Source organism: Xanthobacter oligotrophicus (assembly GCF_008364685.1).
Taxonomy (GTDB): domain Bacteria; phylum Pseudomonadota; class Alphaproteobacteria; order Rhizobiales; family Xanthobacteraceae; genus Xanthobacter; species Xanthobacter oligotrophicus.
In genome coordinates, this window is sequence record NZ_VTTL01000001.1 from 534246 (window position 1) to 560168 (window position 25923).

The 25923-nt window shown below is 68.1% G+C and carries 23 protein-coding genes and 1 tRNA gene; 19 read left to right on the forward strand and 5 right to left on the reverse strand.

Translation table 11 applies throughout. The features are described from left to right. Nucleotides 1-7 precede the first annotated feature (7 nt). The gene (locus FZ033_RS02290) at nt 8-3340 is read left to right on the forward strand and encodes a type ISP restriction/modification enzyme (protein WP_232847292.1); all 3333 of its coding nucleotides are present in this window, start codon (nt 8-10) and stop codon (nt 3338-3340) included. Then, nucleotides 3327-3569: a hypothetical protein gene (locus FZ033_RS02295; RefSeq protein WP_149574539.1), complete on the forward strand. Its 243-nt coding sequence runs from the start codon at nt 3327-3329 to the stop codon at nt 3567-3569. Before FZ033_RS02290 ends, FZ033_RS02295 begins: the two co-directional genes overlap by 14 nt. A 9-nt stretch (nt 3570-3578) precedes the next feature. Here the strand turns inward: FZ033_RS02295 and FZ033_RS02300 are convergent, their stop codons facing one another. Then, complete coding sequence (locus tag FZ033_RS02300) at nt 3579-4769, reverse strand: tyrosine-type recombinase/integrase (RefSeq protein WP_149574540.1); 1191 nt, start codon at nt 4767-4769, stop codon at nt 3579-3581. A gap of 167 nt (nt 4770-4936) precedes the next feature. Continuing rightward, nucleotides 4937-5012: transfer RNA gene (locus FZ033_RS02305), tRNA-Phe, on the reverse strand. 372 nt (nt 5013-5384) lie between these two features. Between FZ033_RS02305 and FZ033_RS02310 the strand changes: the two genes are divergently transcribed. From FZ033_RS02310 to glnT, 5 genes are all read left to right on the forward strand, one after another. Then, nucleotides 5385-6059 (forward strand): helix-turn-helix domain-containing protein, encoded by a 675-nt coding sequence (locus tag FZ033_RS02310; RefSeq protein WP_188079255.1) that lies wholly within the window; start codon nt 5385-5387, stop codon nt 6057-6059. A 159-nt stretch (nt 6060-6218) separates the two neighbouring features. Then, on the forward strand, nt 6219-7118 hold the full coding sequence (locus tag FZ033_RS02315; RefSeq protein WP_149574541.1) for a class II glutamine amidotransferase: 900 nt from the start codon (nt 6219-6221) through the stop codon (nt 7116-7118). Continuing rightward, nucleotides 7115-7822, forward strand: coding sequence for a protein glxC (locus FZ033_RS02320; RefSeq protein ID WP_149574542.1), 708 nt, complete (start codon nt 7115-7117; stop codon nt 7820-7822). Before FZ033_RS02315 ends, FZ033_RS02320 begins: the two co-directional genes overlap by 4 nt. Before the next feature lie 11 nt (nt 7823-7833). Next, nucleotides 7834-9171: an FMN-binding glutamate synthase family protein gene (locus FZ033_RS02325; protein WP_149574543.1), complete on the forward strand. Its 1338-nt coding sequence runs from the start codon at nt 7834-7836 to the stop codon at nt 9169-9171. A gap of 95 nt (nt 9172-9266) precedes the next feature. Continuing rightward, a complete protein-coding gene (glnT, locus tag FZ033_RS02330) occupies nt 9267-10628 on the forward strand; it encodes a type III glutamate--ammonia ligase (protein ID WP_232847293.1) in 1362 nt (453 codons plus the stop codon). Nucleotides 10629-10712: 84 nt separating this feature from the next. Here glnT and FZ033_RS02335 read toward each other — a convergent pair whose 3' ends face one another. Together FZ033_RS02335 and FZ033_RS02340 are read right to left on the reverse strand one after the other, a co-directional pair. Continuing rightward, nucleotides 10713-11144 carry a cupin domain-containing protein gene (locus FZ033_RS02335; RefSeq protein WP_149574544.1) on the reverse strand — a complete coding sequence of 144 codons (432 nt, stop codon included), beginning with the start codon at nt 11142-11144 and terminating at the stop codon, nt 10713-10715. A gap of 148 nt (nt 11145-11292) precedes the next feature. After that, nucleotides 11293-12282 (reverse strand): LysR family transcriptional regulator, encoded by a 990-nt coding sequence (locus FZ033_RS02340; RefSeq protein ID WP_149574545.1) that lies wholly within the window; start codon nt 12280-12282, stop codon nt 11293-11295. A gap of 131 nt (nt 12283-12413) precedes the next feature. Between FZ033_RS02340 and FZ033_RS02345 the strand changes: the two genes are divergently transcribed. The 12 genes from FZ033_RS02345 (at nt 12414) to FZ033_RS02400 (ending at nt 25102) form a co-directional block, all read left to right on the forward strand. Then, nucleotides 12414-13667, forward strand: a complete 1254-nt coding sequence (locus FZ033_RS02345; protein ID WP_149574546.1) for a sarcosine oxidase subunit beta family protein — start codon at nt 12414-12416, stop codon at nt 13665-13667. 3 nt (nt 13668-13670) lie between these two features. Further along, nucleotides 13671-13943, forward strand: coding sequence for a sarcosine oxidase subunit delta (locus FZ033_RS02350; RefSeq protein ID WP_149574547.1), 273 nt, complete (start codon nt 13671-13673; stop codon nt 13941-13943). Then, nucleotides 13940-16897, forward strand: coding sequence for a sarcosine oxidase subunit alpha family protein (locus tag FZ033_RS02355; protein ID WP_149574548.1), 2958 nt, complete (start codon nt 13940-13942; stop codon nt 16895-16897). The genes FZ033_RS02350 and FZ033_RS02355 overlap by 4 nt, the downstream gene beginning before the upstream one ends. After that, the gene (locus FZ033_RS02360) at nt 16890-17495 is read left to right on the forward strand and encodes a sarcosine oxidase subunit gamma (RefSeq protein WP_188079256.1); all 606 of its coding nucleotides are present in this window, start codon (nt 16890-16892) and stop codon (nt 17493-17495) included. Before FZ033_RS02355 ends, FZ033_RS02360 begins: the two co-directional genes overlap by 8 nt. A 98-nt stretch (nt 17496-17593) precedes the next feature. Then, the gene (purU, locus tag FZ033_RS02365) at nt 17594-18463 is read left to right on the forward strand and encodes a formyltetrahydrofolate deformylase (RefSeq protein WP_149574550.1); all 870 of its coding nucleotides are present in this window, start codon (nt 17594-17596) and stop codon (nt 18461-18463) included. 82 nt (nt 18464-18545) lie between these two features. After that, on the forward strand, nt 18546-18764 hold the full coding sequence (locus tag FZ033_RS02370; RefSeq protein ID WP_149574551.1) for a hypothetical protein: 219 nt from the start codon (nt 18546-18548) through the stop codon (nt 18762-18764). 201 nt (nt 18765-18965) lie between these two features. Continuing rightward, entirely contained in the window at nt 18966-20756 is a 1791-nt protein-coding gene (gene atzF, locus FZ033_RS02375; protein ID WP_149574552.1) for an allophanate hydrolase, read from the forward strand. Between the two features lie 103 nt (nt 20757-20859). Further along, a complete protein-coding gene (locus FZ033_RS02380; protein WP_149574553.1) occupies nt 20860-21147 on the forward strand; it encodes a hypothetical protein in 288 nt (95 codons plus the stop codon). After that, nucleotides 21144-21884: a metal ABC transporter ATP-binding protein gene (locus FZ033_RS02385; protein ID WP_149574554.1), complete on the forward strand. Its 741-nt coding sequence runs from the start codon at nt 21144-21146 to the stop codon at nt 21882-21884. The genes FZ033_RS02380 and FZ033_RS02385 overlap by 4 nt, the downstream gene beginning before the upstream one ends. Before the next feature lie 237 nt (nt 21885-22121). Beyond that, the gene (locus FZ033_RS02390; protein WP_149574555.1) at nt 22122-22994 is read left to right on the forward strand and encodes a metal ABC transporter permease; all 873 of its coding nucleotides are present in this window, start codon (nt 22122-22124) and stop codon (nt 22992-22994) included. A gap of 12 nt (nt 22995-23006) precedes the next feature. Continuing rightward, a complete protein-coding gene (locus FZ033_RS02395; RefSeq protein ID WP_149574556.1) occupies nt 23007-23972 on the forward strand; it encodes a metal ABC transporter solute-binding protein, Zn/Mn family in 966 nt (321 codons plus the stop codon). Between the two features lie 74 nt (nt 23973-24046). After that, nucleotides 24047-25102: a CobW family GTP-binding protein gene (locus FZ033_RS02400; RefSeq protein WP_149574557.1), complete on the forward strand. Its 1056-nt coding sequence runs from the start codon at nt 24047-24049 to the stop codon at nt 25100-25102. A 69-nt stretch (nt 25103-25171) separates the two neighbouring features. On the opposite strand, the gene FZ033_RS02405 is transcribed toward FZ033_RS02400, so the two are convergent. After that, nucleotides 25172-25807, reverse strand: a complete 636-nt coding sequence (locus FZ033_RS02405; protein ID WP_188079257.1) for a TetR/AcrR family transcriptional regulator — start codon at nt 25805-25807, stop codon at nt 25172-25174. Nucleotides 25808-25923 lie beyond the last annotated feature (116 nt).

Below are 25923 nucleotides of genomic sequence, written 5' to 3' on the forward strand. Positions count from 1 at the left end.
GGGCTGGGTGATTCCCACGTTGGAGCAGGTCGTCTCGAAGTTCGGCCGCAGCACTGCGGCGAAGCTCTCGAACATTGCCATCAGTGGCGCACCCGAAGATCAATTGCGCGGGCCCCTTGAGGCGCTGGTCGCCGATCTTGCCCTGATCTCCGGATGCCCGCCGGGCGCGTTGGCCATCGTCGGCGAGACGACCCTCGCCGAGGATCGGACACGGCCGGACTACGCCGTCACGCTGAGGAACACGCTGGTCGGCTTCATCGAGGTCAAGGCGCCAGGGAAGGGCGCCAATCCGCGTCAGTTCAAGGACCGGCACGACAAGGCCCAGTGGGAGCGGCTGAAGTCCCTCCCCAATCTCCTCTACACCGACGGCAACGCCTTCGCGCTGTGGCGGGACGGCGAACGCGTGGGCGATGTGGTCCGCCTGATCGGCGATGTGGAGAGTTCAGGCGCCGCGCTCGCCGCGCCCCCGGCCCTGCTGGCGCTGTTCAACGACTTCTTCACCTGGACGCCGATCGCGCCGAAGACGCCGAAGCGACTTGCGGAAACCAGCGCGCGCCTGTGCCGCCTGCTCCGGGAGGAGGTGACCGAGCAACTGCGCCGCGGCAATGCCGGCCTAAGCGACCTCGCCCAGGACTGGCGCCGCCTCCTGTTTCCCGATGCCAGTGACGAGAGCTTTGCCGACGGATATGCGCAGGCTGTGACCTTCGGGCTGCTGATTGCCCGCGCCCGCGACATTTCCCTCGCGAACGGCATCGACAATGCGGCGAACGCGCTGCGCCGGTCCAATTCGCTCATCGGCACCGCCCTGCACCTGCTGATCGATGATCCGGACCACCAGAAGGCCCTCGCCACCTCTCTTGTCACCATGACCCGAGTGTTTCAGGAGGTTAACTGGGCGAAGATCAGCAAAGGCGACGCCGATGCGTGGCTTTATTTCTATGAACATTTTCTAGAAGTTTACGACAATACACTGCGCAAGCGCACCGGTTCCTACTACACCCCGCCGGAAGTCGTCACGGCCATGGTCCGGCTGGTGGACGAGGCGTTGCGGGGACCGCTGTTCGGGCGGGCGGATGGGCTGGCGGCGCAGGATGTGACCATTGCCGACCCGGCGGTGGGCACGGGCACCTTCCTGCTCGGCGTGCTGCGCAAGATCGCGCAGAGCGTCAGCGACGATCTCGGCCCCGGCAGCGTGCCGACCGCCCTGGAGAATGCCGCCGGCAGGCTGATCGGCTTCGAGCTTCAGTTCGGTCCCTTTGCAGTGGCGCAGCTGCGGCTGCTGGCCGAATATGGGGAGTTGATGGAGGAGGCGGGAGCGCAGGGCACCCTGCCGGAGCTCAAGCTGTTCATCACCGATACGCTCGGCAATCCCTTCGCCGAAGACGAATACATCCCGGCCTTCATGCAGCCGGTGGCGCAGTCGCGGCGGGCGGCGAACCAGATCAAGCGGAACGAAAAGATCACGGTGGTCATCGGCAATCCGCCCTACAAGGAGAAGGCGGATGGGCGCGGCGGCTGGATCGAGGCGGGCTCCGAGGGATATGCTGCACCCATGGACCGCTGGCACCCGCCTGCGGCCTGGGGCGTGGGCGCCCATGCCAAGCATTTGAAGAACCTCTATGTCTATTTCTGGCGCTGGGCGAGCCTGAAAGTGTTCGGCGCCGGCTGGCACGACGCCACCGGCCTGCCGGACGGCGACGAGGAGGGCATCGTCTGCTTCATCACCATGGCCGGCTTTCTCAACGGGCCGGGCTTCGAGAAGATGCGGGCGGACCTGCGCGCGAGCTGCGCCGACATCTTCGTCATCGACTGCACGCCCGAAGGATACCAGCCGGAGGTGGCCACGCGCATCTTCCAGGGCGTACAGCAGCCGGTTTGCGTCGTCCTCGCCGCGCGGCGCAAGGGCAAGGACGCGGCCCGGCCCGGCCGCGTGCATTTCCGGGCGCTGCCGGAAGGCCGGCGCGAAGAGAAGTTCGTGGCGCTGGCCGGCATCGCCCTCGCCGGAACGGGCTGGGCGGAGTGCCCGCAGGAGTGGCGGGCGCCGTTTCTGCCCGAGGCGAGCGGGGCCTGGGCGGGCTTCCCGACGCTGAAGAGCCTTTTTGTCTATAACGGCTCCGGTGTGATGCCGGGGCGGACATGGATCATCGCGCCGGACAAGGACAGTCTGGCGAAGCGATGGGCGCGGCTCACGTCGGAAGCCGATCCGGTCGAGAAGGAGCGGCTATTTCACCCGCACGAAGGCGGCGACAAGACAAGCTTGAAAAAGTCGTCAAAGGGACTCGCTGGCCATGAGTTCCGCGCATCCGCAGTGGCGACCGATACTGGTCAAGTCATCGCGCCAGTCCGATATGCCTTTCGATCGTTCGATCGGCAATGGATCATCCCGGACAATCGATTGATTAACAGGGCCAATCCTGCTCTATGGGAGAGTGCATCAGAAGAGCAGGTGCAATTGACGGCTCTCGACGCGCATTCTCCTGACGTCGGGCCTGCCGTCTCGTTCTCAGGGTTGGTGCCAGACCTACATCATTATAAGGGCTCCTTCGGCGGCCGCGTTTTTCCCCTCTGGTCGGATGCCGCCGCGACCCGCTCCAACCTCAATCCCGTTGTCCTCGCCGGCCTCTCCGACTTCTATGGCGAGGCCGTCGCCCCGCCCGACCTGATGGCCTATGTCGCCGCCCTGCTGGCGCATCCCGCCTTCACCGCGCGCTTCGCGAAGGACCTCAAGCAGCCGGGCTTGCGCGTGCCCGTCACCGCCGATGCGGCGCTGTTCCGCCGCGCGGTGGAGCTCGGCCGGGAGGTGATCTGGCTGCACACCTATGGCGAGCGCTTCCACGACGCCGCCGCCGGCCGGCCGCATCAGGCGCCACGGCTTGACAAGGCGCACGCTCCCGTCATCCCCGTCGGCGGTGGCATTCCCGGCGCCCCCGAGCCCTTGCCCGAGAGCATGGATTATGACCCCGCCACCCGTCGCCTCACGGTGGGCAAGGGCCATGTGCACAATGTGATGCCCGAGGTCTGGGCCTATGAGGTCTCCGGCAAGCAGGTGCTCAAGCACTGGTTCAGCTATCGCCGCCGCGACCGGACCCGGCCGGTGATCGGCGACCGCCGCCCGCCCTCCCCGCTTGATTCCATCCAGCCCGACCATTGGCTGGGCGAGTACACCACCGACCTGATGAACCTCCTGCATGTGCTCGGCCGTCTAGTTCTGCTGGAGTCGCGGCAGGCGGCGCTGCTGGAGGAAATCCTGGGACAACCCCTGCTCGGCATTGCCGACCTCGGCCTCGCGCCGGACAATGGCGGCGATTCGGAAGAGGATGCCGCCGATGGCCCAGCTTGACATGTTCGCCGCGGAAACCGTGCCGCAGACGTACATTTCGGTCGACCCGGACCGCGTGCGCCGCAAGCTGGATGCGCTTTTGGCCGAGGCCCGGGACACCGCCACGCTCGGCCTGCCGCAGAGCCGGCGCCGCCTGATCGAAACCGTCGTGCCGCAGATGACGCGCTGGCTTCCGGAGGACGAGGCCGAGGTGGTCCGCCAAATGCTCGCCGACGCTCTGAAAAACTGAGGCGCGCGCTCACCCCTCCCCCTTCCACTCCTCCAACTTGTCCGCCCACCACTGCATCATCCGCACCCGCTCCTCCCAATGCTCGCCGCGGGCATAGGCGCGGCGGATGGCGTCGGCATCCTCGTGGGCGAGCTGGCGCTCTATGGCGTCGGCGTTCCACAGGCTGCTCTCGTTCAGAAGCGTCGAGGCGGTGGCACGGAAGCCATGGGCTGTAACTTCGTCGGTGGTGTACCCCATGCGACGCAGGGCGGCATTCAGCGTGTTTTCCGAGATCGAGCGCACGGTGGACCGGACAGAGGGGAACACGAGCCGCCCGGCGCCGGTGTGGAGGTGTAGCTCGCGCAGGAGCGCCACCGCTTGCGTCGGCAGGGGGATGCGGTGGGGACGGCGCATCTTCATCCGCGCAGCGGGAAGGGTCCAAAGGGCCCTGTCCAGATCGAATTCCACCCACTCGGCCGCGCGCAGTTCGCCGGGACGGGGGAAGAGGAGCGGGAGCAGCGCAAGAGCCGTGCGCGTCGTCACCTGCCCATCAAAGGAATCGATGGCGCGCAGGAAGGCGCCGAGTTGCACAGTGCCGATCAACGCGGCGCGATGCTTCACCTTGGGTGCTACAAGGGCGCCGCGAAGGGCGAAGGTCGGGTCATTCTCGGCGCGTGCGGTGGCGATGGCGTAGCGGAAGACCGAGCCCACTGTCGATCGCAGCCGGCGGGCACTTTCCCGTCGGCCCCGCTGCTCCACCTTGCGCAGCACGGCGAGCACCTCGGCAGCAGCAATCTCCGAAATAGGGCGTTCGCCGAGATCGCCATAGGCGAAGGATAAAAGCCACTCGACCTTGGCCAGAGTGGCGGGCGCGCGCTCCTCGCGCCGCAGCTTGTCGAGGTACTCCCCTGCGACAAGGCGGAACGTGTTGCCGGAGGTCGCCACCGCCGCAATGCGCGATTCGCGCCGGGATTTGGCGGGATCGATGCCGTCCGCCAATAGCCCCTTGGCCTCGTCCCGCTTCTCGCGCGCCTTGGCGAGCGTGACGATTGGATAGGCCCCAAGGGCGAGGAGCTTCTCCTTACCTTCGAAACGGTACTTCAGCCGCCAGAGACGCGAGCCGTTCGGATTGACGAGGAGGTGCAGGCCACCGCTGTCGGACGCCTTGAACGGCTTCTCGGCGGGCTTGAAATTGCGAATGGCAAGGTCGGTAAGTGCCATCGGTGGGGGTATCGCCGCTGGGGGTATGGAGCCGATACCCCCAAAGCTACCCCCGGATTCGCCGGATGCAACCGCACTATCCCGCACCTTGCCGGACGGGCATGCGGTTATAAATCATTGATTTTTATAGAAATCAGGACCAAGCCGGACGCAGCTGGACCATAAAATGGTGCCCAGGGACGGAGTCGAACCGCCGACACTGCGATTTTCAGTCGCATGCTCTACCAACTGAGCTACCTGGGCGTCCAATCGGCGGCAGCGCCGTTTGGAGCCGCGAGTGTATAGTCAGGAAGTCGGGGCCTGTCCAGAGCCTCAGCTCACGGCGTGCGCATGGCGCGGCCGACTGTGGAAAACCTGCCGGCAAAGTTCCGCAAAGCGGCCGTCCAGCCCCTCTCCAGCCTCGCTTTCCGCATCGCACCGTCGAACCCGGCCCGCCGTCGGGCGAGGGCAGGCGGGTGGCCGGCGAGGGTCCGGCAGAGGCCGCGCGAGCGTCGCGCGCGCAAACGGATTCGCAGTGCCTTCTCTTCAGGAAGCTGGCACAATGGGAATTTCTACGGGTGATGTCGCCTCGGGTCTCTGCCCGGGTGTTGGGCGGACGAGCGTACGGGGGAGAGCGTGGCCGAGAGGAAGCTGAAGGGGTCCGTGGAGGTCCAGCTACCGCGCGTTCAAGAGCCCGACGATTATGTCACCGGGTCCGGTGCACCCGCCGCAGAGGCGGTCACCTTGGAACAGGCGTTGGGCGTCCAGGTGCGCTCCATCCGGCGCGAACTCGATCTCACAGTGTCCGACCTTGCCGGTGCGGCGAGCATTTCCGTGGGCATGCTCTCCAAGATCGAGAACGGCCAGATTTCGCCGTCACTGGCGACGCTGCAGGCCATCTCCAAGGCGCTCAACGTGCCCATCACCACCCTGTTCTCGGCGTTCGAGGAGCGGCGCGACTGCTCGTTCGTGCGTGCCCACCAGGGCGTCATCATCGAGCGGCGCGGCACCAAGGTGGGCCACCAGTATGAGTTGCTGGGCCACGGGCTCGGCGGCGACATCGTGGTGGAGCCCTATCTCATCACCCTGTCGGAAGAGGCGGCGCCGCACACCGGCTTCCGCCACGCCGGGGTGGAGTTCATCTACATGCTCTCGGGCGAGGTGCTCTACCGCCACGCGGACCGCACCTATCACCTGCGGGCCGGCGACTCGCTGATGTTCGATTCCGGCGCCGCCCACGGGCCGGAAGACCTGATCCAGCGGCCCATGACCTACCTGTCCATCATCGTCTACGGCCGCGACCGGCACTGAGGCGCGCGGCAGGGAGCGGCCCTGCGGTCCCGCCCAATGTGCGCAAAAGTTTCCTGAAGCGAAAATTTTATTCGTTGTCGTTGACGCCCTAGATCGTTCGGCGTACTTCTTCATCTCAAGGTCGCTCGCGCGGCCCGGAATGGAGACAGTGACAGCGCCATGTGCGGCATCGTCGGACTTTTCTTGAAGGACCCCAAGCTCGAAGGTGAGCTCGGGGCCATGCTCGCCTCCATGCTCTGCGTCATGACGGATCGCGGCCCCGACAGCGCGGGCTTCGCCGTCTATGGCAGCGGGACGAAGGACAAGGTGAAGCTCTCGCTGCGCGCCACGGCGTCCTACGACTTCGAGGCGCTCGCGGCCGGCCTGTCGCTCCCGGCCGCCGGCCTGCCTGGCCTCGCCGTGCGCGGCACCCATGCCATCGTCGAGATCCCCGCGACGCGGGAAGCGGCGGTGCGCGCCTTCCTCAAGGAGCGCCATCCGGAGGTGGCCATCGTCGGCACCGGCGAGCGTATGGAAATCTTCAAGGAGGTGGGCCTGCCCGCGTCCGTGGCGCAGACCTTCGGCCTGTCCGGCATGCGCGGCACCCACGGCATCGGCCACACCCGCATGGCCACCGAAAGCGCGGTGACCACCGCCGGCGCGCACCCCTTCTCCACCGGCGCCGACCAGTGCCTGGTGCACAATGGTTCGCTCTCCAACCACAATGCGCTGCGCCGCGCGCTGAAGCGCGAGGGCATCGCCATCGAGACCGACAACGACAGCGAGGTGGCCGCCGGCTATCTCACCTGGCGGATGCAGCAGGGCGCGTCCCTGGGCCAGGCGCTGGAAGCGGGCCTGAACGACCTCGACGGCTTCTTCACCTTCGTGGTGGGCACCGAGAACGGCTTCGGCGTGCTGCGCGATCCCATCGCCTGCAAGCCCGCCGTGATGGCCGAGACCGACCAGTATGTGGCCTTCGGCTCGGAATATCGTGCCCTCGTGGACCTGCCGGGCATCGCCAAGGCCCGTGTGTTCGAACCTGAACCCGCCACCGTCTATTTCTGGGAGCGCGCCCAGTGAACGCCATCTCCCCCGACCTCACGTTCGACCTCGCCGCCACCTCCCTGCGCGAGCTGAACGCGGCGCTCCACGCCGCCACCGGCGAGAGCAACGCCCGCCGCTGGCGGGTGCTGAACCCCAATGGCCGCCACGCGGTGGCGGTGGGCATCAATGCCCCCCTCACCGTCGAGATCGAGGGTCATGTGGGCTATTACTGTGCCGGCATGAATGCCGAGGCCTCCGTGATCATCCACGGCAATGCCGGCGTGGGCCTCGCCGAGAACATGATGAGCGGCTTCGTCCATGTGCGCGGCGATGCCAGCCAGGCGGCCGGCGCCACTGGCCATGGCGGCCTGCTGGTGATTGATGGCAATGCCTCGGCCCGCTGCGGCATCTCCATGAAGGGCATCGACATCGTGGTGAAGGGCTCCGTGGGCCACATGAGCGCCTTCATGGGCCAGTCCGGCAGCCTCATCGTGCTGGGCGATGCCGGCGAGGCGCTGGGTGACAGCCTCTATGAGGCCAAGCTGTTCGTGCGCGGCTCCGTCAAGTCGCTGGGCGCCGACTGCATCGAGAAGGAGCTGCGCGACGAGCACAAGGCGCTCCTGGCGGAGAAGCTGAAGGCCGCCGGCCTTGAGGGCAGCGTCGATGTCGCCGAGTTCAAGCGCTACGGCTCGGCCCGGCAGCTCTACAATTTCCACGTCGACAACGCGTCCGCGTACTGAGGGCCGAGACGATGACCGCTCATTCCAACGTGCCCCGCACCCCGCCCCGCTTCTCGGCCACCTTCGATCCGGCGACGCTGGCCGAGATCCGCCGCGCGGCGGCCACCGGCATCTATGACATCCGCGGCGGCGGCACCAAGCGCAAGGTGCCCCACTTCGACGACCTGCTCTTCCTCGGCGCCTCCATGTCGCGCTATCCGCTGGAGGGCTATCGCGAGAAGTGCGGCACCGAGGTGGTGCTCGGCACCCGCTTCGCCAAGAAGCCCATCACCCTGAAGACCCCGGTGACCATCGCCGGCATGAGCTTCGGCGCGCTCTCGGCCCAGGCCAAGGAAGCGCTGGGCCGCGGCGCCACCACGGTGGGCACGAGCACCACCACCGGCGACGGCGGCATGACGCCGGAAGAGCGCGGGCAATCGCAGACCCTGGTCTACCAGTATCTGCCCTCGCGCTATGGCATGAACCCGGTGGACCTGCGCAAGGCGGACGCCATCGAGATCGTCATCGGCCAGGGCGCCAAGCCCGGCGGCGGCGGCATGCTGCTGGGCCAGAAGATCTCCGATCGCGTCGCCGCCATGCGCAACCTGCCCAAGGGCATCGACCAGCGCTCGGCCTGCCGCCATCCCGACTGGACCGGCCCGGACGATCTCGAGATCAAGATCGAGGCGCTGCGCGAGCTCACCGACTGGGAAAAGCCCATCTATGTGAAGGTCGGCGCCTCCCGCCCCTATTACGACATCGCGCTGGCGGTGAAGGCGGGCGCGGACGTGGTGGTGCTCGATGGCATGCAGGGCGGCACCGCGGCCACCCAGGACGTGTTCATCGAGAACGTCGGCCTTCCCATCCTCGGCGCCATCCGCCCGGCGGTGCAGGCGCTGCAGGACCTCGGCATGCATCGCAAGGTGCAGCTCATCGTCTCCGGCGGCATCCGCTCCGGCGCGGACGTGGCCAAGGCGCTGGCGCTGGGCGCCGACGCGGTGGCCATCGGTACGGCGGCGCTGGTGGCGCTCGGCGACAACGATCCCCAGTACGAGGACGAATACCAGGCGCTCGGCACCACCGCCGGGGCCTATGACGACTGGCACGAGGGCCTCGACCCCGCCGGCATCACCACCCAGGACCCGGCGCTTTCCGCCCGGCTTGATCCGGTGAAGGCCGGCCGGCGCCTCGCCAATTATCTCTCGGTGATGACGCTGGAGGCACAGACCATCGCCCGCGCCTGCGGCAAGAGCCACGTGCACAATCTGGAGCCCGAGGACCTCGTCGCCCTTACGGTGGAAGCCGCCGCCATGGCCGGCGTGCCGCTGGCCGGCACCTCATGGATCCCGGGACGCACCGGCGGCTACTGAGCCGGGCTTTTCCTGACTTCGGCCGTGCCGCTCGACCGGCGCGGCCTTCATAAAAATCCAGAACATCCAAGACCTTCCTGCCAGGGATCGAACCCATGACCAGCAGAACCGAAATCGCACGGGAGGCGGAAGGGCGCGCCTCCGTCTCCGCCAAGGCGAGCCTCGACCTCGCGAAGATCGCCAAAGAGCGGGGCATCACGTATTTCCTCATCTCCTACGTGGACCTGTTCGGCGGCCTGCGGGCCAAGCTCGTGCCCGCCTCCGCCATCGGCCCCATGCAGAAGGAAGGAGCCGGCTTCGCGGGCTTCGCCACCTGGCTCGACATGTCGCCGGCCGACCCGGACCTGTTCGCCGTGCCCGACCCCACCAGCCTCATCCAGCTGCCGTGGAAAGAGGAAATCGGCTGGCTCGCCGCCGACCTCTACATGGGTGGCAAGGAAGTGGAGCAGGCGCCCCGCACCGTTCTGAAGCGCCAGCTCGCCGCCGCCGCAGCGCTGGGCTACGAGGTGAAGACCGGCGTGGAGTGCGAGTATTTCCTCATCACCCCGGACGGCAAGGGCATCTCCGATACGTCGGATACTGCGGAAAAGCCCTGCTACGACCAGTCCGCCCTCATGCGCCGCTACGATGTCATCAAGGACATCTGTGATGCCATGATCAAGCTGGGCTGGGGCGCCTACCAGAACGACCATGAAGACGCCAACGGCCAGTTCGAGATGAACTGGAACTATGACAACGCGTTGCTCACCGCCGACCGCCACGTCTTCTTCAAATACATGGTGAAGTCGATCGCGGAACAGCACGGCCTGCGCGCCACCTTCATGCCCAAGCCCTTCATCAACCTCACCGGCTCGGGCTGCCATGCGCACGTATCGCTGTGGTCGAAGGGCAAGAACGCCTTCTCCGATCCCAAGGGGGAGCTGGGCGTCTCGCAGCTCGGCTACAATTTCATCGGCGGGCTGATCCACAATGCGGACGCGCTGTGTGCCATCACCAATCCCACGGTGAATTCCTACAAGCGCATCAACGCCCCGCGCACCATCTCGGGGGCCACCTGGGCGCCGAACACGGTGACCTACACCGGCAACAACCGCACCCACATGATCCGCATTCCGGACGCCGGCCGCTTCGAGTTCCGCCTCGCCGACGGCGCGGCCAACCCCTACCTGCTGCAGGCGGGCCTCACGGCGGCGGGCCTCGACGGCATCGAGAACCAGCGCGATCCGGGCAAGCGCCTCGACATCAACATGTACATCGACGGGCACAAGGTGAAGGGCGCCAAGCGCCTGCCCCTGAACATGCTCGACGCCCTGCGCGCGCTGGAGAAGTCCCGCGTGCTGGGAGAGCGGCTGGGCCAGCCCTTCGTCTCCGGCTATCTCAAGCTGAAGAATGAGGAATGGAACGCCTATTCCCGCCATCTCACCCAGTGGGAGCGGGACAACACGCTGGACATCTGATCCAGTCCGGCTGAACAGCAGACACAAACCCGGCGCGCTCCCCCGCGCCGGGTTTATTGCATCTGGAGATCCGCGCGCCTGCCCTCATTCCGGGGCGGGCGTGGCCAGCGACTTGTCCTTCTCCACCACATAGGTGATGGCGAGGCGGGTCTTTTCGGCGCCGGTCTTGAAGGCGTGCGGCACCTCTGGCGCGATCTGGAACCCGTCCGCAGCCTGCAGCGTGCGATCCGCCTGACCCTTCACCAGCAGGATGCCGCCGCCCGAGGCCACATAGGAACTCTCGATGCCGGGATGGGTGTGGCGGGGCACCAGGAAGCCCGGCTCAAGGTCGGCCGTCATCAGGATGGTGACGTATTTGTCGCCGGGCAGGTCGGTCTTCCCCAGCACGGTGCGGGTGATGCCGGTGGCGGCGGCAGCGGGGGTCTGGGCCGGAGCCTGGGCGTCGGCATCGGTGGCCGCGAAGCCGGCCGTCGCGCAGATGACACAGGACGAGATGAAGCGCCGTCTGTTGAGCATGGATCTCCCCGTTCAAGAGCCACACGGTCGCGCCGCGGCACGCCATGGGCGTGGTGTAAGGCGCGCCATGCCCACCCTTGACGGGTACAGGACGCAGAACGCCTCCAGCCTTATCTGGAAGGCATCAACCGCCCTTTGAAACGCAGTGTCAACGCGGATGCATGCCGCCGTCCGGCTCGTGCGCCGTCGACAGCGCTTCCAGCCAGGGCAAGGCGGCCCGAAGGCGTGGGAGCACCTCTTCTTCCAGCGCCTCCCGGCAGAAGGCGGCCACCTCCCGTGGCACCCGCCCCAGCTCCTGCCGCCGCGCGATCAGGGTGAGATTGCGGGAGAAGGCCGGCCCCGGCAGAGGCGCGCAGGAGAAGCGGGCAAAATCCACCCCCGCCTCAAAGAGGCAGAGCGGGGTCGTCACCGCCACGCCCTCCCCCGCCGCAACCGTGGCGGTGACGCCATAGGGCGTGTCGAATTCCAGCCGGCGCGGCAGGTCGAGCTTCAGGCGCCGCAGGTGACGCTCCACCTCGATGCCGGTCTTGGAGCGCGCCGAGAAGCGCACCAGCGGCAGCCGGCGGGCGAGCCGCGCCAGGTCCTCCACCCGCGCCGGGGCCAGCTCTCCGGCCGGGAGCAGCAGCACATAGGGCTCGGTGAAGAGGGGGAAGCGCTCCAGCCCTTCGATGTCGGCGAGTTCGTCCACGCCCACCAAGAGGTCGAGCTGGCGCGACAGCAGCGCGCTGGCGTGGGAGGCGGTGAGCCCCGCCAGCAGCGACACCTCCTCCGCCACCCCGGAGAGCCGCCCGGCCAGCGGCGCCGACAAGGCGCGGGAGAGCGAATCCACCAGCCCGGCGCGGATCAGCGGCAGGCGGCCGTGCTCGGTCTCCTTCAAGGCCGGCACGATCTGCCGCGCCTCGGAGAGCAGCGCGCTCGCCTTCTGCCGCAGCACGCCGCCGGCGGCGGTGAGCCCCAGCGGCCGCACGCTGCGATCGAACAGGGCGACGCCCATGCGCCCTTCCAGCTCCGCCACCGCCTGCGACACCGCCGGCTGGGTGAGCCCGAGCCGTCGCGCCGCGCCGGCCATGGCGCCGGCCTCGCAGACCGCGAGGAAGATCTCCAGCGTCTTCAGGTCGAAGGGAAAAAGCTCGCGCACGATGCCGATCCGGGGCTCGGGGTCACACTATAAGCAGGATTTATATTAACCCTCGTTAGGCGGCGCGGTATAGAGGCTTACGAGGGGTCTCCAAGCGCGTGCCCGAAGAGCGTGCCCCCAGCGAGTGAACCATGTCCCGCTATTCCGTCCTGAGCCTCATCGCCAATGCGCTCACCGGCCAGACCGGGTGGAAGCCCGCCTGGCGCGATGCCGCCCCCAAGCCCGCCTATGACGTGATCATCGTGGGCGGCGGCGGCCATGGCCTCGCCACCGCCTATTATCTCGCCAAGGAACACGGCATCCGCAATATCGCGGTGCTGGAGAAGGCGCACATCGGCTCCGGCAATGCCGGGCGCAACACCACCATCATCCGCTCCAACTACCTGCTGCCGGGCAACGAGCCGTTCTACGAATGGTCCATGAAGCTGTGGGAGGGCCTGGAGCAGGACCTCAACTACAACGCCATGGTGTCCCAGCGCGGTATCATCAATCTGTTCCACTCGGACGGCCAGCGCGACGCCTATGCCCGGCGCGGCAACGCCATGCGCCTTGCCGGCGCCGACTCGGAACTCCTCGACCGCGAGCAGGTGCGCGCGCTCGCACCCTTCCTCGATTTCGACAATTCGCGCTTCCCCATCAAGGGCGGGCTGATGCAGGCCCGCGCCGGCACCGCGCGGCACGATGCGGTGGTGTGGGGCTATGCCCGCGCCGCCGACCGGCTCGGCGTGGACATCGTGCAGAATTGCGAGGTCACCGGCTTCATCCGCGAGGGTGATGCGGTGGTGGGCGTGGAGACCACGCGCGGTGCCATCCGCGCCGGCAAGGTGGGCCTGGCGGTGGCCGGCTCCACCTCCCGCCTCACCCGCCTGCTGGACCTGAAGCTGCCCATCGAGAGCCATGTGCTGCAGGCCTTCGTCTCGGAAGGGCTGAAGCCGCTGGTGCCGGGGGTGATCACCTTCGGCATGGGGCATTTCTACGTGAGCCAGTCCGACAAGGGCGGCCTTGTCTTCGGCGGCGATATCGACGGCTACAATTCCTATGCCCAGCGCGGCAATCTGCCGGTGGTGGAGGACGTGGCCGAGGGCGGCATGGCGGTGATGCCGCTCATCGGCCGGCTGCGCATGCTGCGCGCCTGGGGCGGGCTCGTGGACATGTCCATGGACGGCTCGCCCATCATCGACGTGGGGCCGCTGCCCGGCCTCTACCTCAACACGGGGTGGAACTACGGGGGCTTCAAGGCGACGCCGGCCTCCGGCTGGTGCTTCGCCCATACCATCGCGAAGGATGCGGCCCACGCCTTCAACACCGCCTTCCGCCTCGACCGCTTCCGCTCCGGCCACATCATCGATGAGAAGGGGGTCGGCGCCCAGCCGAACCTGCACTGACCCATGCGCATCACCTGTCCCTATTGCGGCGCGCGCTCCTCCCACGAATTCGCCTATCTGGGCGATGCCGCGCCGACCCGTCCTGATCCCTCTGCCCCCGACGCGGCCGAGGCGTTCCACGCCTACGTCTATGAGCGGGACAATCCGGCCGGCCCCATGGACGAGCTCTGGTACCATTCCGCCGGCTGCCGGCGCTGGCTGAAGGTGACGCGGGACACCCGCACCCACGCCATCACCGCCGTGGCCTTCGCCGAAGCCGGAGAGGCCGCGCAATGACCCGCCTCGCCCATGGCGGCCTCATCGACCGCAGCCGCACCCTGTCCTTCGCCTTCGATGGCAAGACCTTCAAAGGCCATCCTGGCGATACGCTGGCCTCGGCGCTGCTCGCCAACGGCGTGCGGCTCGTGGCCCGCTCGTTCAAGTATCACCGCCCCCGCGGGGTGGTGACGGCGGGTTCCGAAGAGCCCAACGCCCTGGTGGAGCTGCGCTCCGGCGCCCGCCGCGAGCCCAACACCCGCGCCACCACCGTGGAGCTTTACGACGGCCTCGAAGCCGCGAGCCAGAACCGCTGGCCTTCGCTGGACTTCGACGCGCTGAGCGTCAACCGGCTGGTCTCGCCCTTCCTCGGCGCAGGGTTCTACTACAAGACCTTCATGTGGCCCGCCGCGTTCTGGGAGAAGGTCTACGAGCCGGTGATCCGCCGCGCTGCAGGCCTCGGCCGCGCCGCCGATGCGCCGGACCCGGACCATTATGAGAAGGCCACCGCCTTCTGCGATGTGCTTGTCATCGGCTCCGGCGCGGCCGGACTTGCGGCGGCGCTGGCGGCAGCGCGCTCCGGGGCGCGGGTGATCCTCGCGGAGGAGGATTTCCGCCTCGGCGGCCGGCTGCTCTCCGAGCGCGCGGTGATCGATGGCGGCCCGGCCCTCGACTTCGTGGCGAGCGCGCAAGCCGAGCTGGCAAGCCTGCCGAATGTGCGCCTGATGCCGCGCACCACCGTGTTCGGCGCGTATGACGGCAGCGAATATGGTGCCGTGGAGCGGGTGAGCGATCACCTGCCCGCCCCCCTGCCCTTCCAGCCGCGCCAGCGCCTGTGGCGCATCGTGGCGAAGCGCTGCGTGCTGGCGGCGGGCGCCTTCGACCGGCCCATCGTCTTCCCCGGCAACGACCGGCCGGGCGTCATGTCGACGCTGGCGCTGGCCACCTACGCCACTCGCTACGGTGCGGGCGCGGGGGCCAACGCCGCGGTCTTCTCCACCAACGACCATGCGGTGGCCGCCGCCCTCGATGCGGCGGAAGCGGGCCTGAAGCTCGACGCCGTCATCGACGTGCGCCCGGCCTTGCCGGACACGCTGGCGGCGCGGGCGAAGGCGCTGGGCGTGCGCGTCATCACCGAGGGCGAGGTGGTGGCGACCTCCGGCAAGTGCCTGAAATCCGTCACCGTGCGCACCCCGCGCGGCAGCGAGACGCTGGCGGTGGAAGCCCTCGGCGTGTCCGGCGGCGCGACGCCCAATCTCAACCTGACCTGCCATCTGGGCGGCAAGCCCCAATGGCGGGAAGACATCGCCGCCTTCGTCCCCGCCGCGGTGCCCCCCGGCATGGCGGTCGCGGGCGCGGCGGCGGGCACCTTCGGCCTCGCCGATTGCCTCGCGGAAGGCACGCGCCTCGGCGCATCGGCGGCCTCGGAGGCGGGCTTCGCCGCACCCGCGGCGTCGGCCCCCCAGGCGGAGGGCGCGCCCACAGGCTTCAAGGCGTTCTTCCATGTGAAGGGCAAGGGCCCGGCCTTCGTGGACCAGCAGAACGACGTGACCGCCAAGGACGTGGCCCTCGCCCATCGCGAAGGCTTCCGCGCGGTGGAATTGCTGAAGCGCTACACCACGCTGGGCATGGCCACCGACCAGGGCAAGACCTCCAACATGGCCGGTCTCGCGGTGATGGCGGAGCTGACCGGAAAGGGCATTCCCGCCACCGGCACCACCGTGTTCCGCCCGCCCTATACGCCAGTGGCGCTGGGCGTGCTGGCCGGCCACCATCGCGGCGTCGATTTCAAGCCGGCCCGTCCCACCCCGACCCATGCGTGGGCGCAGGCGCAGGGCGCCGTCTTCGTGGAGACGGGCCTGTGGATGCGCGCCGCCTATTTCCCCAAGGCGGGTGAAAAAGACTGGCTGGAAAGCGTGAACCGCGAGGTGAAGGCCACGCGGGAAAGCGTGGGCGTCATCGACGTGTCCACCTTCGGCAAGATCGACCTTCAGGGCCCGGACGTGGGCGTGCTGCTCGATCGCGTCTACATCAACATGTTCTCGACGCTGGCCGTGGGCAAGGCGCGCTACGGCGTGATGCTGCGCGAGGACGGCCTGGTCATGGACGACGGCACCACCGCGCGCCTCGCCGACGACCATTACGTGATGACCACCACCACGGCCAACGCCGCCAAGGTCTACCAGCACCTGGAATTCTGCCTTCAGGTGCTGTGGCCGGAGCTGGATGTGTGCCTCGCCTCGGTGTCCGAGCAGTGGGCGCAGATCGCGGTCTCCGGCCCCCGCTCGCGCGAGGTGCTGGCGAAGATCGTGGACGGGATCGACGTGTCCAACGCCGGCCTGCCCTTCATGGGGGTGGCGCAGGGCAGTGTGATGGGCGGCGTTCAGGCGCGCATCTTCCGCCTCTCCTTCTCCGGCGAGCTGGGCTACGAGATCGCGGTGCCCGCCCGCCACGGCGCGGCATTGATGCAGGCGCTGATGGATGCGGGCGCGCCCTTCGGCATCACGCCCTATGGGGTGGAGGCGCTGGGCGTGCTGCGCATCGAGAAGGGCCATGTCTCCGGCAGCGAGCTGACCGGTCAGACCTCGGCGCGCGATCTTGGCCTCGGCAAGATGGCCTCCACCAAGAAGGACTATATCGGCCGGGTGATGGCGGGGCGGCCCGCGTTCACGGACCCGGACCGGCCCAGCTTCGTCGGCTTCAAGCCGGTGGACCGCACGGCGCGACTGCGCGCCGGCGCCCATTTCCTGACGCCCGGCGCCGCAGCAACCACGCAAAACGACGAGGGCTACATGACCTCGACCGCCTTCTCGCCCACCCTCGGCCACTTCATCGGCCTCGGCCTTTTGAAGCGCGGGCCGGAGCGCATCGGCGAGAAGGTGCGCGCCTATGACCCGCTGCGGGGCGGTGACATCGAGGTCGAGGTGTGCTCTCCCGCATTCATTGACCCGCAAGGGGAGAAGCAGCGTGTCTGACCTGCTGGAACACATCGCCCCCACCCGCCTGGTGCCGGAGGGGCACTATGGCCCGGAGGGATCCGCGGGCGTCACCGCGCGCGCGGTTGAGACCCTTGCCGCCGCCACCCTGGTGGCCCGCAAGGGCGCAACCGCCCGCCTCATCGTCGCCTGCGCGGCGGCGGGCCTGCCGCTGGCCGATGCACCGCGCGCAAGCACCGGGGCTGGGCTGGAAGCGGTGGGAACCGGCCCCGGCCGCTGGCTCGTCCTCGCCGAGGGTATGAGCGGGGCGGACCTCGTGGCGCGGCTTGCCGCCATGGTGCCTGGCCTTGCCGCCATCACCGACCAGAGCGATGCCAACCTCATCCTCGACATTTCCGGCGAGAAGGGCCGCGCAGCGCTGGCGAAGGGCGTCACGGTGGATCTGGACCCCACGGCCTTCGCCGAGGGGCATGCCATGACCACCGCGGTCTCCCATGTGGGCGTCACCTTCTGGCAGCGTGATGGGGCCACGTTCCGCTTCGCCGTGGGGCGCTCGTTCGCGCCGGCGTTCCTGCGCTGGCTGACCGTGAGCTCAGCCGAATACGGCTTCACCCTTTCCGGCACCGGACGAGGTTGACCGCAGCGCGGCGCGCGCGACAAGCCTTCGCCCCTCACCTTTCCTCATGCGACCGCCCACGCCACGGCGCGAGGCGCGCCAGATAAAGACGCACCACAATGACCACGCCGAGCGATCATTTCACCCTCACCCTCTCCTGCCCCAACCGGCCGGGCATCGTGGCGGGGGTGTCCACCTTCCTGTTCGAGAAGGGCTGCAACATCCTCGAGGCCCAGCAGTACGACGACACGGAAACCAACCGCTTCTTCATGCGCGTTGTGTTCAACGTGGTGGCGAGTGAGGCCAGCCTGCCCGAGATCCGCGAGGGTTTCGCCGCCGTGGCCGCGGGCTTCGACCTCACCTGGACCATGCGGGCGGTGGCGGAGAAGCGCCGCGTGCTGCTGCTGGTCTCCAAGTTCGACCATTGCCTCGCCGACCTGCTCTATCGCTGGCGCATCGGCGAGATCGCCATGGACATCACCGGCATCATCTCCAACCACCCCATCGAGACCTATGCCCATCTCGATTTCGACGGCATCCCCTTCCATCACCTGCCGGTGACCAAGGCCACCAAGCTGGAGCAGGAGACCAGGATCTGGGAGATCTTCCAGTCCTCCGGCTCGGAGCTGGCCGTGCTCGCGCGCTACATGCAGGTGCTGTCCGACGGGCTCACCGCCAAGCTCTCGGGCAAGTGCATCAACATCCACCACTCGTTCCTGCCCGGCTTCAAGGGCGCCAAGCCCTACCACCAGGCCCACGCGCGCGGCGTGAAGCTGATGGGCGCCACCTCGCACTATGTGACCTCGGACCTCGACGAGGGGCCGATCATCGAGCAGGACGTGGAGCGCATCTCCCATCAGGATTCCCCCGACGACCTGGTGCGCAAGGGCCGCGACATCGAGCGCCGCGTGCTCGCCCGCGCCATCTCCTGGCACCTGCAGGACCGGGTGCTGCTGAACGGTTCTCGCACCGTGGTGTTCCGCGACTGAGGCGGTCGCACGCGGCCGGTGGGGAAACCGCCGGCCGCCCGGAGGCGTTGGGCAGGGGAGATCCATCACCAGGGAGATCCCCATGCCCCGCAATGGCGTGCTTGTCACCGCAGCATTCGTTCTCGTCCTCGCCCTTTTCGCGGCGAACGTCTTCTCCAATCGCGGCACGCCCGAGCCCAGCGAAACCGCGCCGGCGAACATCACCGCCCCCACCGGCAACCCGCCGCCCTTGACCACCTCCCCGGATGCCGCGCCCGGGCGGACCCTGTCCCCGGCCGACAGCGAGCGCTCGGGGGGGTGACCCGCCGCGCTGAATATGCCTGTTTTATTGGCAAATGATGCTTTGATAGCGGCCCGAAATCCCTCTGAAAGGAGAGGTTTCGGGCCTTGTAATTCCTATTAAATAAATGATTTATAATCATAAATTGAAAATTGCATACATATGGCGCGTTTCCTGCTAGGCCTCGCCTGCCGCGCGGTGCGGTCGAACACGGGTTAGAGCATGCAGACCGTCGCCAGCCTCCTTTCCGCCCACAGGTCGGGCGCCCGCTCGCTCGCCGAAACAGTGCGCGCCGTCTATGCCCGCATCGCGATGCAGGATGATCCAGCCCTGTTCATCACCCTGCGCGTGGAAGCCGACGTGCTGGCGGAGGCCGCCGCGCTGGAGGCGAAGGGCGACACCGCCTTGCCGCTCTACGGCATCCCGGTGGCGGTGAAGGACAATATCGACGTGGCCGGCCTGCCCACCACCTGCGCCTGCCCCGCCTTCGCCTACACGCCGGAACACGACGCCACCGCCGTGGCACGGCTGAAGGCGGCGGGCGCGCTCATCATTGGCAAGACCAATCTGGACCAGTTCGCCACCGGCCTTGTCGGCGTGCGCTCGCCCTATGGCATTCCGCGCAACGCCTTCAATCCCACGCTGGTGCCGGGCGGCTCATCCTCCGGCTCGGCGTCGGCGGTTTCGGCGGGCATCGTGCCGGTCGCGCTTGGCACCGACACTGCCGGCTCCGGCCGGGTGCCGGCCATGCTGCAGAACATCGTCGGGCTTAAGCCCTCCCTGGGGCTCGTGCCCAATACGGGCCTCGTGCCCGCCTGCAAGACGCTGGACTGCATCTCCATCTTCGCCCTCACGGTGGACGACGCCATGGCGGTGCTGGATGTCATCTCCGGCTTCGACCCGCAGGATGCCTGGTCCCGCGACCTGCCCCTCGGCCCGCTCGCAGCGGCGCCGCCGTCCTTCGTGCTGGGCGTGTTGCCGGAAGCACAGCGCGAATTCTTCGGCGATGCCCACGCCGCCGCCACCTATGAGGCGGCCCTCGCCCGCTTCAAGGCCATCGGCGCGACGCTGAAGGAGATCGATTTTTCCCCCTTCGCCGAGACCGCCCGCCTGCTCTATGAAGGCCCGTGGGTGGCGGAGCGCTGGATCGTGGCGGAGAAGCTGCTCACCACCACGCCCGAGGCGCTGCATCCCGTCACCCGCGCCATCACCGAGCCCGGCGGCAAGGCGAGCGCGGCCGACGCCTTCCGCGCCACCTACCGGCTGAAGGAATTGCGGGCCAAGGTGGCTCCGGTGCTCGCCGCCATCGACGGCCTGCTTTTGCCCACCGCGCCCTCGGCCTACACGGTGGAGGAGGTGCTGGCCGATCCGGTGCGCCTCAATTCGCGCAATGGCACCTACACCAATTTCGTGAACCTCATGGATTTGTGCGGCATCGCCGTGCCGGCCGCCATCGCGCCCACCGGCGTGCCTTATGGCGTCACCCTGCTGGCACCGGCGGGCAAGGACGCGCAGATGGCGGCGCTGGGCCGCGCCTTCGTGGCGGCCGGCGATTTGCCGCTGGGTGCAAGCCACGCCCCCGCCCCACCCCTCGCGCCGCTCCCTGCGGCGCCGGAGCCGGGCCGGCTCGACATCCTGGTGTTCGGCGCCCACCTCTCGGGCATGGCGCTGAATGGCGATCTGAAAGCCATGGGCGGGCGCTTCGTGCGCACTGCGACCACTGCTCCGGCCTATCACATGAAGCGCTTGCCCGGCGCCATCGCGCGCCCCGGCGTGGTGCGGGTGAGCGTGAACGGCGCGGTTCTGGAAGGCGAGATCTGGTCGCTGCCCTTCGAGGGCGTGGGGAAACTGCTCGCCACCATTCCCGCCCCCCTCGGGCTTGGGCAGGTGGAACTGGCCGACGGCACGCGGGTGACCGGTTTCCTCGCCGAAGCGGCCGCACTCGATGGCGCGGAGGACATCACCGCGCACGGGGGGTTCCGGGCCTTCATGGCGGCGGCGGAGACCGCCTGAGGAACTGCCCCAAGGCCAAGGCACGAACGCGTGAGACCTGCTGGACAGGGTGACTGATACACTATATCAAGAACGCCGTTGAACCACTTTTCCGGCAGGTTCCATGGCCCTTTCCTCCGCCGTCGATGCCGCTGTCGCGCCCCCCGCGCCGAACCCGGTGCATGGGCATGACGAGCAGTCCGGCCACGCCCATGCGGATCATGTCCGCGCGGGCCATTCCCACTCGGGCCACTCCCCTGCGGCCCCGGCCCGGCCGACTTCCCGCCGGCCGGAGGTGCGCATCGGCGCCTCGGTGCTGCGGCTCTCCCTTCTCGCCCGCCTCGCCATCGCCGGCACGCTGCTGGCGGTGCTGTGGACTGTCGTCGCCCTCGTGGTGGGGAGCGAGCCATGAGCGCGCAGATCTCCTTCCGCAACCTGACCCTCGGCTATGAGCGCCACCCCGCTGTCCATCACCTGTCGGGCGATGTGCGGGAAGGTGCGCTGCTCGCCGTGTGCGGCTCCAACGGCGCCGGCAAATCCACCCTGCTGAAGGGCATCTGCGGCGCGCTGAAGCCGCTCGGGGGCGCCATCGACCTCCACGGCATCTCTCCGCGCGACATCGCCTATCTGCCGCAGGGCGCCGAGATCGACCGCAGCTTCCCCATCAATGTCTACGACATGGTCTCCATGGGCCTGTGGCGGCGCGCCGGCCTGTTCGGCGGCATCGGCCGCGCTGATCGCCAGCACATCGCCGATGCCATCGCGGCGGTGGGCCTGGAAGGCTTCGAGGCGCGGCCCATCGGCACGCTGTCCGGCGGGCAGATGCAGCGCACCCTGTTCGCCCGCCTGCTGCTGCAGGATGCCCGCGTGATCCTGCTGGACGAGCCCTTCACCGCCCTCGACGCCAAGACGGTGTCCGACCTCGTGGACCTGGTGCGGCGCTGGCACGGCGAGAAGCGCACGGTGATCGCGGTGCTGCACGATTTCGATCTGGTCCGCGCCACTTTCCCCGAGACGCTGCTTCTGGCCCGCACCCCGGTGGCCTGGGGGCCGACCTCGGAAGCACTGGGGTCGGACAACCTCCTGAAGGCGCGCCGCATGGGCGAAGCCTGGCGGGAGGACGCCCCGGACTGTTCCGACGCGGCCTGACCGCGCCCGAACCGCACGTTTATCGCTGTCCTTTTGCTTGGTCGGGAGCCGGGAAAAGGCTGTCCAACCCCGGTCCGGTTACAGCCCCCAACCGGACCCTCGGCCTCCCGGCCAAGCAAAGGGACCATGCCCTTCGATCGCGGCGAGCCATCGCCGCGCGCCTGGCACTTCTGCCCTTCCGGCACGCGCGAGCGATGCCCCGCCACCGCCTCGGCCGTGGCCCCGACAGAGACGAGAATGAACCCTTACGACGTGCTCATCGCTCCGTTCACGGAGTTCGAATTCATGCGGCGGGCGCTGGCCGGCGTGTTCGCGCTGGCGCTCGGGGCGGGGCCGCTCGGCGCCTTCCTCATGCTGCGCCGCATGTCGCTGACGGGGGACGCCATGGCCCACGCCATCCTGCCCGGCGCCGCCATCGGCTTCCTGTTCGCCGGGCTGAACCTCTATGCCATGACGGCGGGCGGGCTCGCCGCCGGGCTTCTGGTGGCGGTCGGCGCCGGCGTGGTGGCGCGGGCCACCGGCATGAAGGAGGACGCCTCGCTGGCGGCCTTCTACCTGATCTCGCTGGCACTGGGCGTGCTCATCGTGTCGTTGAAGGGCTCCAACGTGGACCTGCTGCACGTGCTGTTCGGCACCGTGCTCGGCATCGACGACGCGACGCTCATCCTCATCGCCTCCATCACCACCCTCACGCTGGTGACGCTCGCCTTCATCTGGCGGCCGCTGGTGCTGGAATGCGTGGATCCCACCTTCCTCGCCTCGGTGAGCCGCGCCGGCGGGGTGAGCCACATCGCCTTCCTGTCGCTGGTGGTGATGAACCTGGTGGGCGGCTTCCACGCGCTGGGCACCCTGCTGTCGGTGGGGCTGATGATGCTGCCTGCCGCCACCGCGCGCTTCTTCGTCCGCGACCTCACCGCGCTGGTCACCCTCTCCACGATCATCGCCTTCGTGGCCGGCGCCATCGGTCTGCTCGTCTCCTACCACCTCGGCACGCCGTCCGGCCCCTCCATCATCCTGGTGGCCGGGCTCGCCTATGCCGGTGCCGTGGTTTTCGGCCCCATCGGCGGGCTTGTCACCCGCCTCGTTCCGGGCCGCCATCTCGAAGCCTGAAGGAAAAACCTGATGCTTAACAGACGTCTCGTCCTCGGCGCACTCGCCGGCCTCGCGCTCGCCGGCCCGGCCTTCGCGCAGGGCACAGCCGCCCCCGCCCAGAAGCTGCCGGTGGTGGCCTCCTTCTCCATCCTCGGGGATTTCGTGAAGCAGGTGGGTGGCGACCGGGTGGCCGTCACCACCATCGTCGGCCCCAATGGCGATGCCCACGTCTACCAGCCCACCCCCGCCGACGCGAAGGCGGTGGCCGCCGCCAAAGTGGTGTTCGTGAACGGCCTCGGCTTCGAGGGCTGGCTCGACCGGCTGGTGAAGGCCTCCGGCACCAAGGCGCCGGTGGTGGTCGCCACCACCGGGATCACGCCGCGCACCGGCTTCGTCGACCATGACGAGGACGAGAAGCCGAAGGGCAAGGACAAGCACGCCAAGGAAGAGCACGGCCACGACCATGGCGGCATCGATCCCCACGCCTGGCAGTCCATCGCCAACGCCAAGGTCTATGTGGCCAACGTGCGCGACGCCCTGATCGCCTCCGATCCTGAAGGCCGCGACGCCTACACCGCCAACGCGGCTGCCTATACCGCCAGGCTCGACGCCCTGGAAACCGAGGTGAAGGCGGCGCTGGCCCGCATCCCGGCCGAGCAGCGCCGCATCATCACCTCCCACGACGCCTTCGGCTATTTCGGCGAGGCCTATGGCGTGGTGCTGGTGGCGCCCGAAGGCGTCTCCACCGAGAGCGAGGCCTCGGCCAAGGACGTTGCCCGCATCATCCGCCAGATCAAGGCGCAGAAGATCCCGGCGGTGTTCGTGGAGAACATCACCGACCCGCGCCTGATGCAGCGCATCGCCAAGGAAACCAGCGCCAAGGTGGGCGGCACGCTCTATTCCGACGCCCTCTCCGATGACAAAGGCCCGGCGAGCACCTACATCGACATGATGCACTCCAACGTGCGCGAGCTTTCCGCCGCCCTGGCGAGCTGAGCGCCACAGTTTCGGTTTTCAAATCGCGGCGGCCGGAGAGCCCTCCGGCCGCCGCCCGACATCAGGTGAATGCCATGGCTGAAACGCAGGCCGAGAAGATCCCCGTCACCGTGCTCACCGGCTATCTGGGCGCCGGCAAGACGACGCTGCTCAACCGCATCCTCTCGCAGCCCCACGGCAAGAAATTCGCGGTCATCGTCAACGAGTTCGGCGAGATCGGCATCGACAACGACCTCGTGGTGGGCGCCGACGAGGAAGTGTTCGAGATGAACAACGGCTGCATCTGCTGCACCGTGCGCGGCGACCTCATCCGCGTCATCGACGGCCTGCTGCGCCGCAAGGGCGGCTTCGACGGCATCATCGTGGAGACCACCGGCCTTGCCGACCCGGCCCCGGTGGCCCAGACCTTCTTCGTGGACGAGGAAGTGCAGGCCAAGACCCGCCTGGACGCCGTGGTCACCGTGGCCGACGCCAAGTGGCTCTCCGACCGGCTGAAGGACGCGCCCGAGGCCAAGAACCAGGTGGCCTTCGCCGACGTGATCCTGCTCAACAAGACCGATCTCGTAACCGGCGCCGAGCTGGACCAAGTGGAAGCCCGCATCCGCGGCATCAATCCCTATGCCAAGCTCTACCGCACGACGAAGTCCGAGATCGACATCGCCAAGGTGCTGAACCAGGGCGCCTTCGACCTCGACCGCATCCTGGAGCTGGAGCCCGCCTTCCTCGAGGACGACGATCACCACGATCATGACCACGTGCACGGCCCGGACTGCGGCCACGACCATGGACACGACCACGACCACCATCACCACGGCCTGAAGGCGGTGCACGACGAGGAGGTTCAGTCGGTCGCCTTCTCCACCGAGAAGGAGCTGAACCCTGACAAGTTCTTCCCCTGGGTGCAGAATCTGGTGGCCACCGAAGGGCCGAACATCCTGCGCTCCAAGGGCATCCTGTCGTTCACAAACGACCCGGACCGCTTCGTCTTCCAGGGCGTGCACATGATCCTCGACGGCGATCACCAGCGCCCGTGGAAGGCCGACGAGAAGCGCGTGAGCCGCATCGTCTTCATCGGCCGCAAGCTCGATCGCAAGGCGCTGGAGGACGGCTTCCTCTCCTGCGCGGCGTGATCGGTCGCACGGTTCCCGAACATAACAAGGCTCGCGGCATCCCCGCGGGCCTTCTTCATTTCAGCCCCCTCAGGCCATCAGGCCGCGCACCAGCAGGTCGTGATACTCCTGCGCCACCTCCTCGGCGGACTTGTGTCCGCCCGACTTGCCCCCGTCGGGCTTGAACCAGCGCACCATCCAGCTCAGCAGCGAGAGCACCGCGCGGCCGGTCATGGCGGCGCTCACCTCTCGGAACGAGCCGTCGGCGACGCCGGCCTGGAGGATGCGGCGCAGCAGGCCCTCGTGGGCGTCACGCAGGGCCAGCGCGTCGTCCTTCAGCCCGCTGTTGGCCATGCCGGAGAAGCCCACCAGCATGGTGACGAAGCAATCGTAATTGTCGGCGAGGAAGCGGGCGTGGGCCATCATGAACTGCCGCAGGCGCTCCACCGGCGGATCGGCCTCGTTCACCGCCTTGGCTGCCGTCTCATAGAGGCCGGTCAGGGTGAAGATGATGATGGCGTCATAAATCTCCTGCTTGGAGGAGAAGTAATTGTAGATGGCGCCCTTGGAATAGTTCATGGCGGCGGCCAGCTCGTTGAGTGAGCTCTCCACATAGCCCTTCTGCGCGAAGAGCTGGGCCGCCTGGCGCAAGATTTCCGCGCGCGGGTCGGCCATCAGCGGCGGGCGGCCGAGCCGCGCGGCGGACCCCGGAGCGGACGGCGACACGACCTTCTGCGGGCGACCGCGCCTTCGTGGCTGGGCAGGCGCGATCTCGGCCACCGGCAATTTTTTCAGCTCGTCCTGCAGCGGTCCGCTCCCTTGACTGACGTCAGATAATTATA

What these genes read in the sequence shown, in the direction of transcription:
- FZ033_RS02295 (WP_149574539.1), top strand. Translation starts at nt 3,327, where the DNA reads ATGGCCCAGCTTGACATGTTCGCCGCGGAAACCGTGCCGCAGACGTAC.
- FZ033_RS02300 (WP_149574540.1), bottom strand. Translation starts at nt 4,769, where the DNA reads ATGGCACTTACCGACCTTGCCATTCGCAATTTCAAGCCCGCCGAGAAG.
- FZ033_RS02315 (WP_149574541.1), top strand. Translation starts at nt 6,219, where the DNA reads ATGTGCGGCATCGTCGGACTTTTCTTGAAGGACCCCAAGCTCGAAGGT.
- FZ033_RS02325 (WP_149574543.1), top strand. Translation starts at nt 7,834, where the DNA reads ATGACCGCTCATTCCAACGTGCCCCGCACCCCGCCCCGCTTCTCGGCC.
- glnT (WP_232847293.1), top strand. Translation starts at nt 9,267, where the DNA reads ATGACCAGCAGAACCGAAATCGCACGGGAGGCGGAAGGGCGCGCCTCC.
- FZ033_RS02335 (WP_149574544.1), bottom strand. Translation starts at nt 11,144, where the DNA reads ATGCTCAACAGACGGCGCTTCATCTCGTCCTGTGTCATCTGCGCGACG.
- FZ033_RS02345 (WP_149574546.1), top strand. Translation starts at nt 12,414, where the DNA reads ATGTCCCGCTATTCCGTCCTGAGCCTCATCGCCAATGCGCTCACCGGC.
- FZ033_RS02350 (WP_149574547.1), top strand. Translation starts at nt 13,671, where the DNA reads ATGCGCATCACCTGTCCCTATTGCGGCGCGCGCTCCTCCCACGAATTC.
- FZ033_RS02355 (WP_149574548.1), top strand. Translation starts at nt 13,940, where the DNA reads ATGACCCGCCTCGCCCATGGCGGCCTCATCGACCGCAGCCGCACCCTG.
- purU (WP_149574550.1), top strand. Translation starts at nt 17,594, where the DNA reads ATGACCACGCCGAGCGATCATTTCACCCTCACCCTCTCCTGCCCCAAC.
- FZ033_RS02370 (WP_149574551.1), top strand. Translation starts at nt 18,546, where the DNA reads ATGCCCCGCAATGGCGTGCTTGTCACCGCAGCATTCGTTCTCGTCCTC.
- atzF (WP_149574552.1), top strand. Translation starts at nt 18,966, where the DNA reads ATGCAGACCGTCGCCAGCCTCCTTTCCGCCCACAGGTCGGGCGCCCGC.
- FZ033_RS02380 (WP_149574553.1), top strand. Translation starts at nt 20,860, where the DNA reads ATGGCCCTTTCCTCCGCCGTCGATGCCGCTGTCGCGCCCCCCGCGCCG.
- FZ033_RS02385 (WP_149574554.1), top strand. Translation starts at nt 21,144, where the DNA reads ATGAGCGCGCAGATCTCCTTCCGCAACCTGACCCTCGGCTATGAGCGC.
- FZ033_RS02390 (WP_149574555.1), top strand. Translation starts at nt 22,122, where the DNA reads ATGAACCCTTACGACGTGCTCATCGCTCCGTTCACGGAGTTCGAATTC.
- FZ033_RS02395 (WP_149574556.1), top strand. Translation starts at nt 23,007, where the DNA reads ATGCTTAACAGACGTCTCGTCCTCGGCGCACTCGCCGGCCTCGCGCTC.
- FZ033_RS02400 (WP_149574557.1), top strand. Translation starts at nt 24,047, where the DNA reads ATGGCTGAAACGCAGGCCGAGAAGATCCCCGTCACCGTGCTCACCGGC.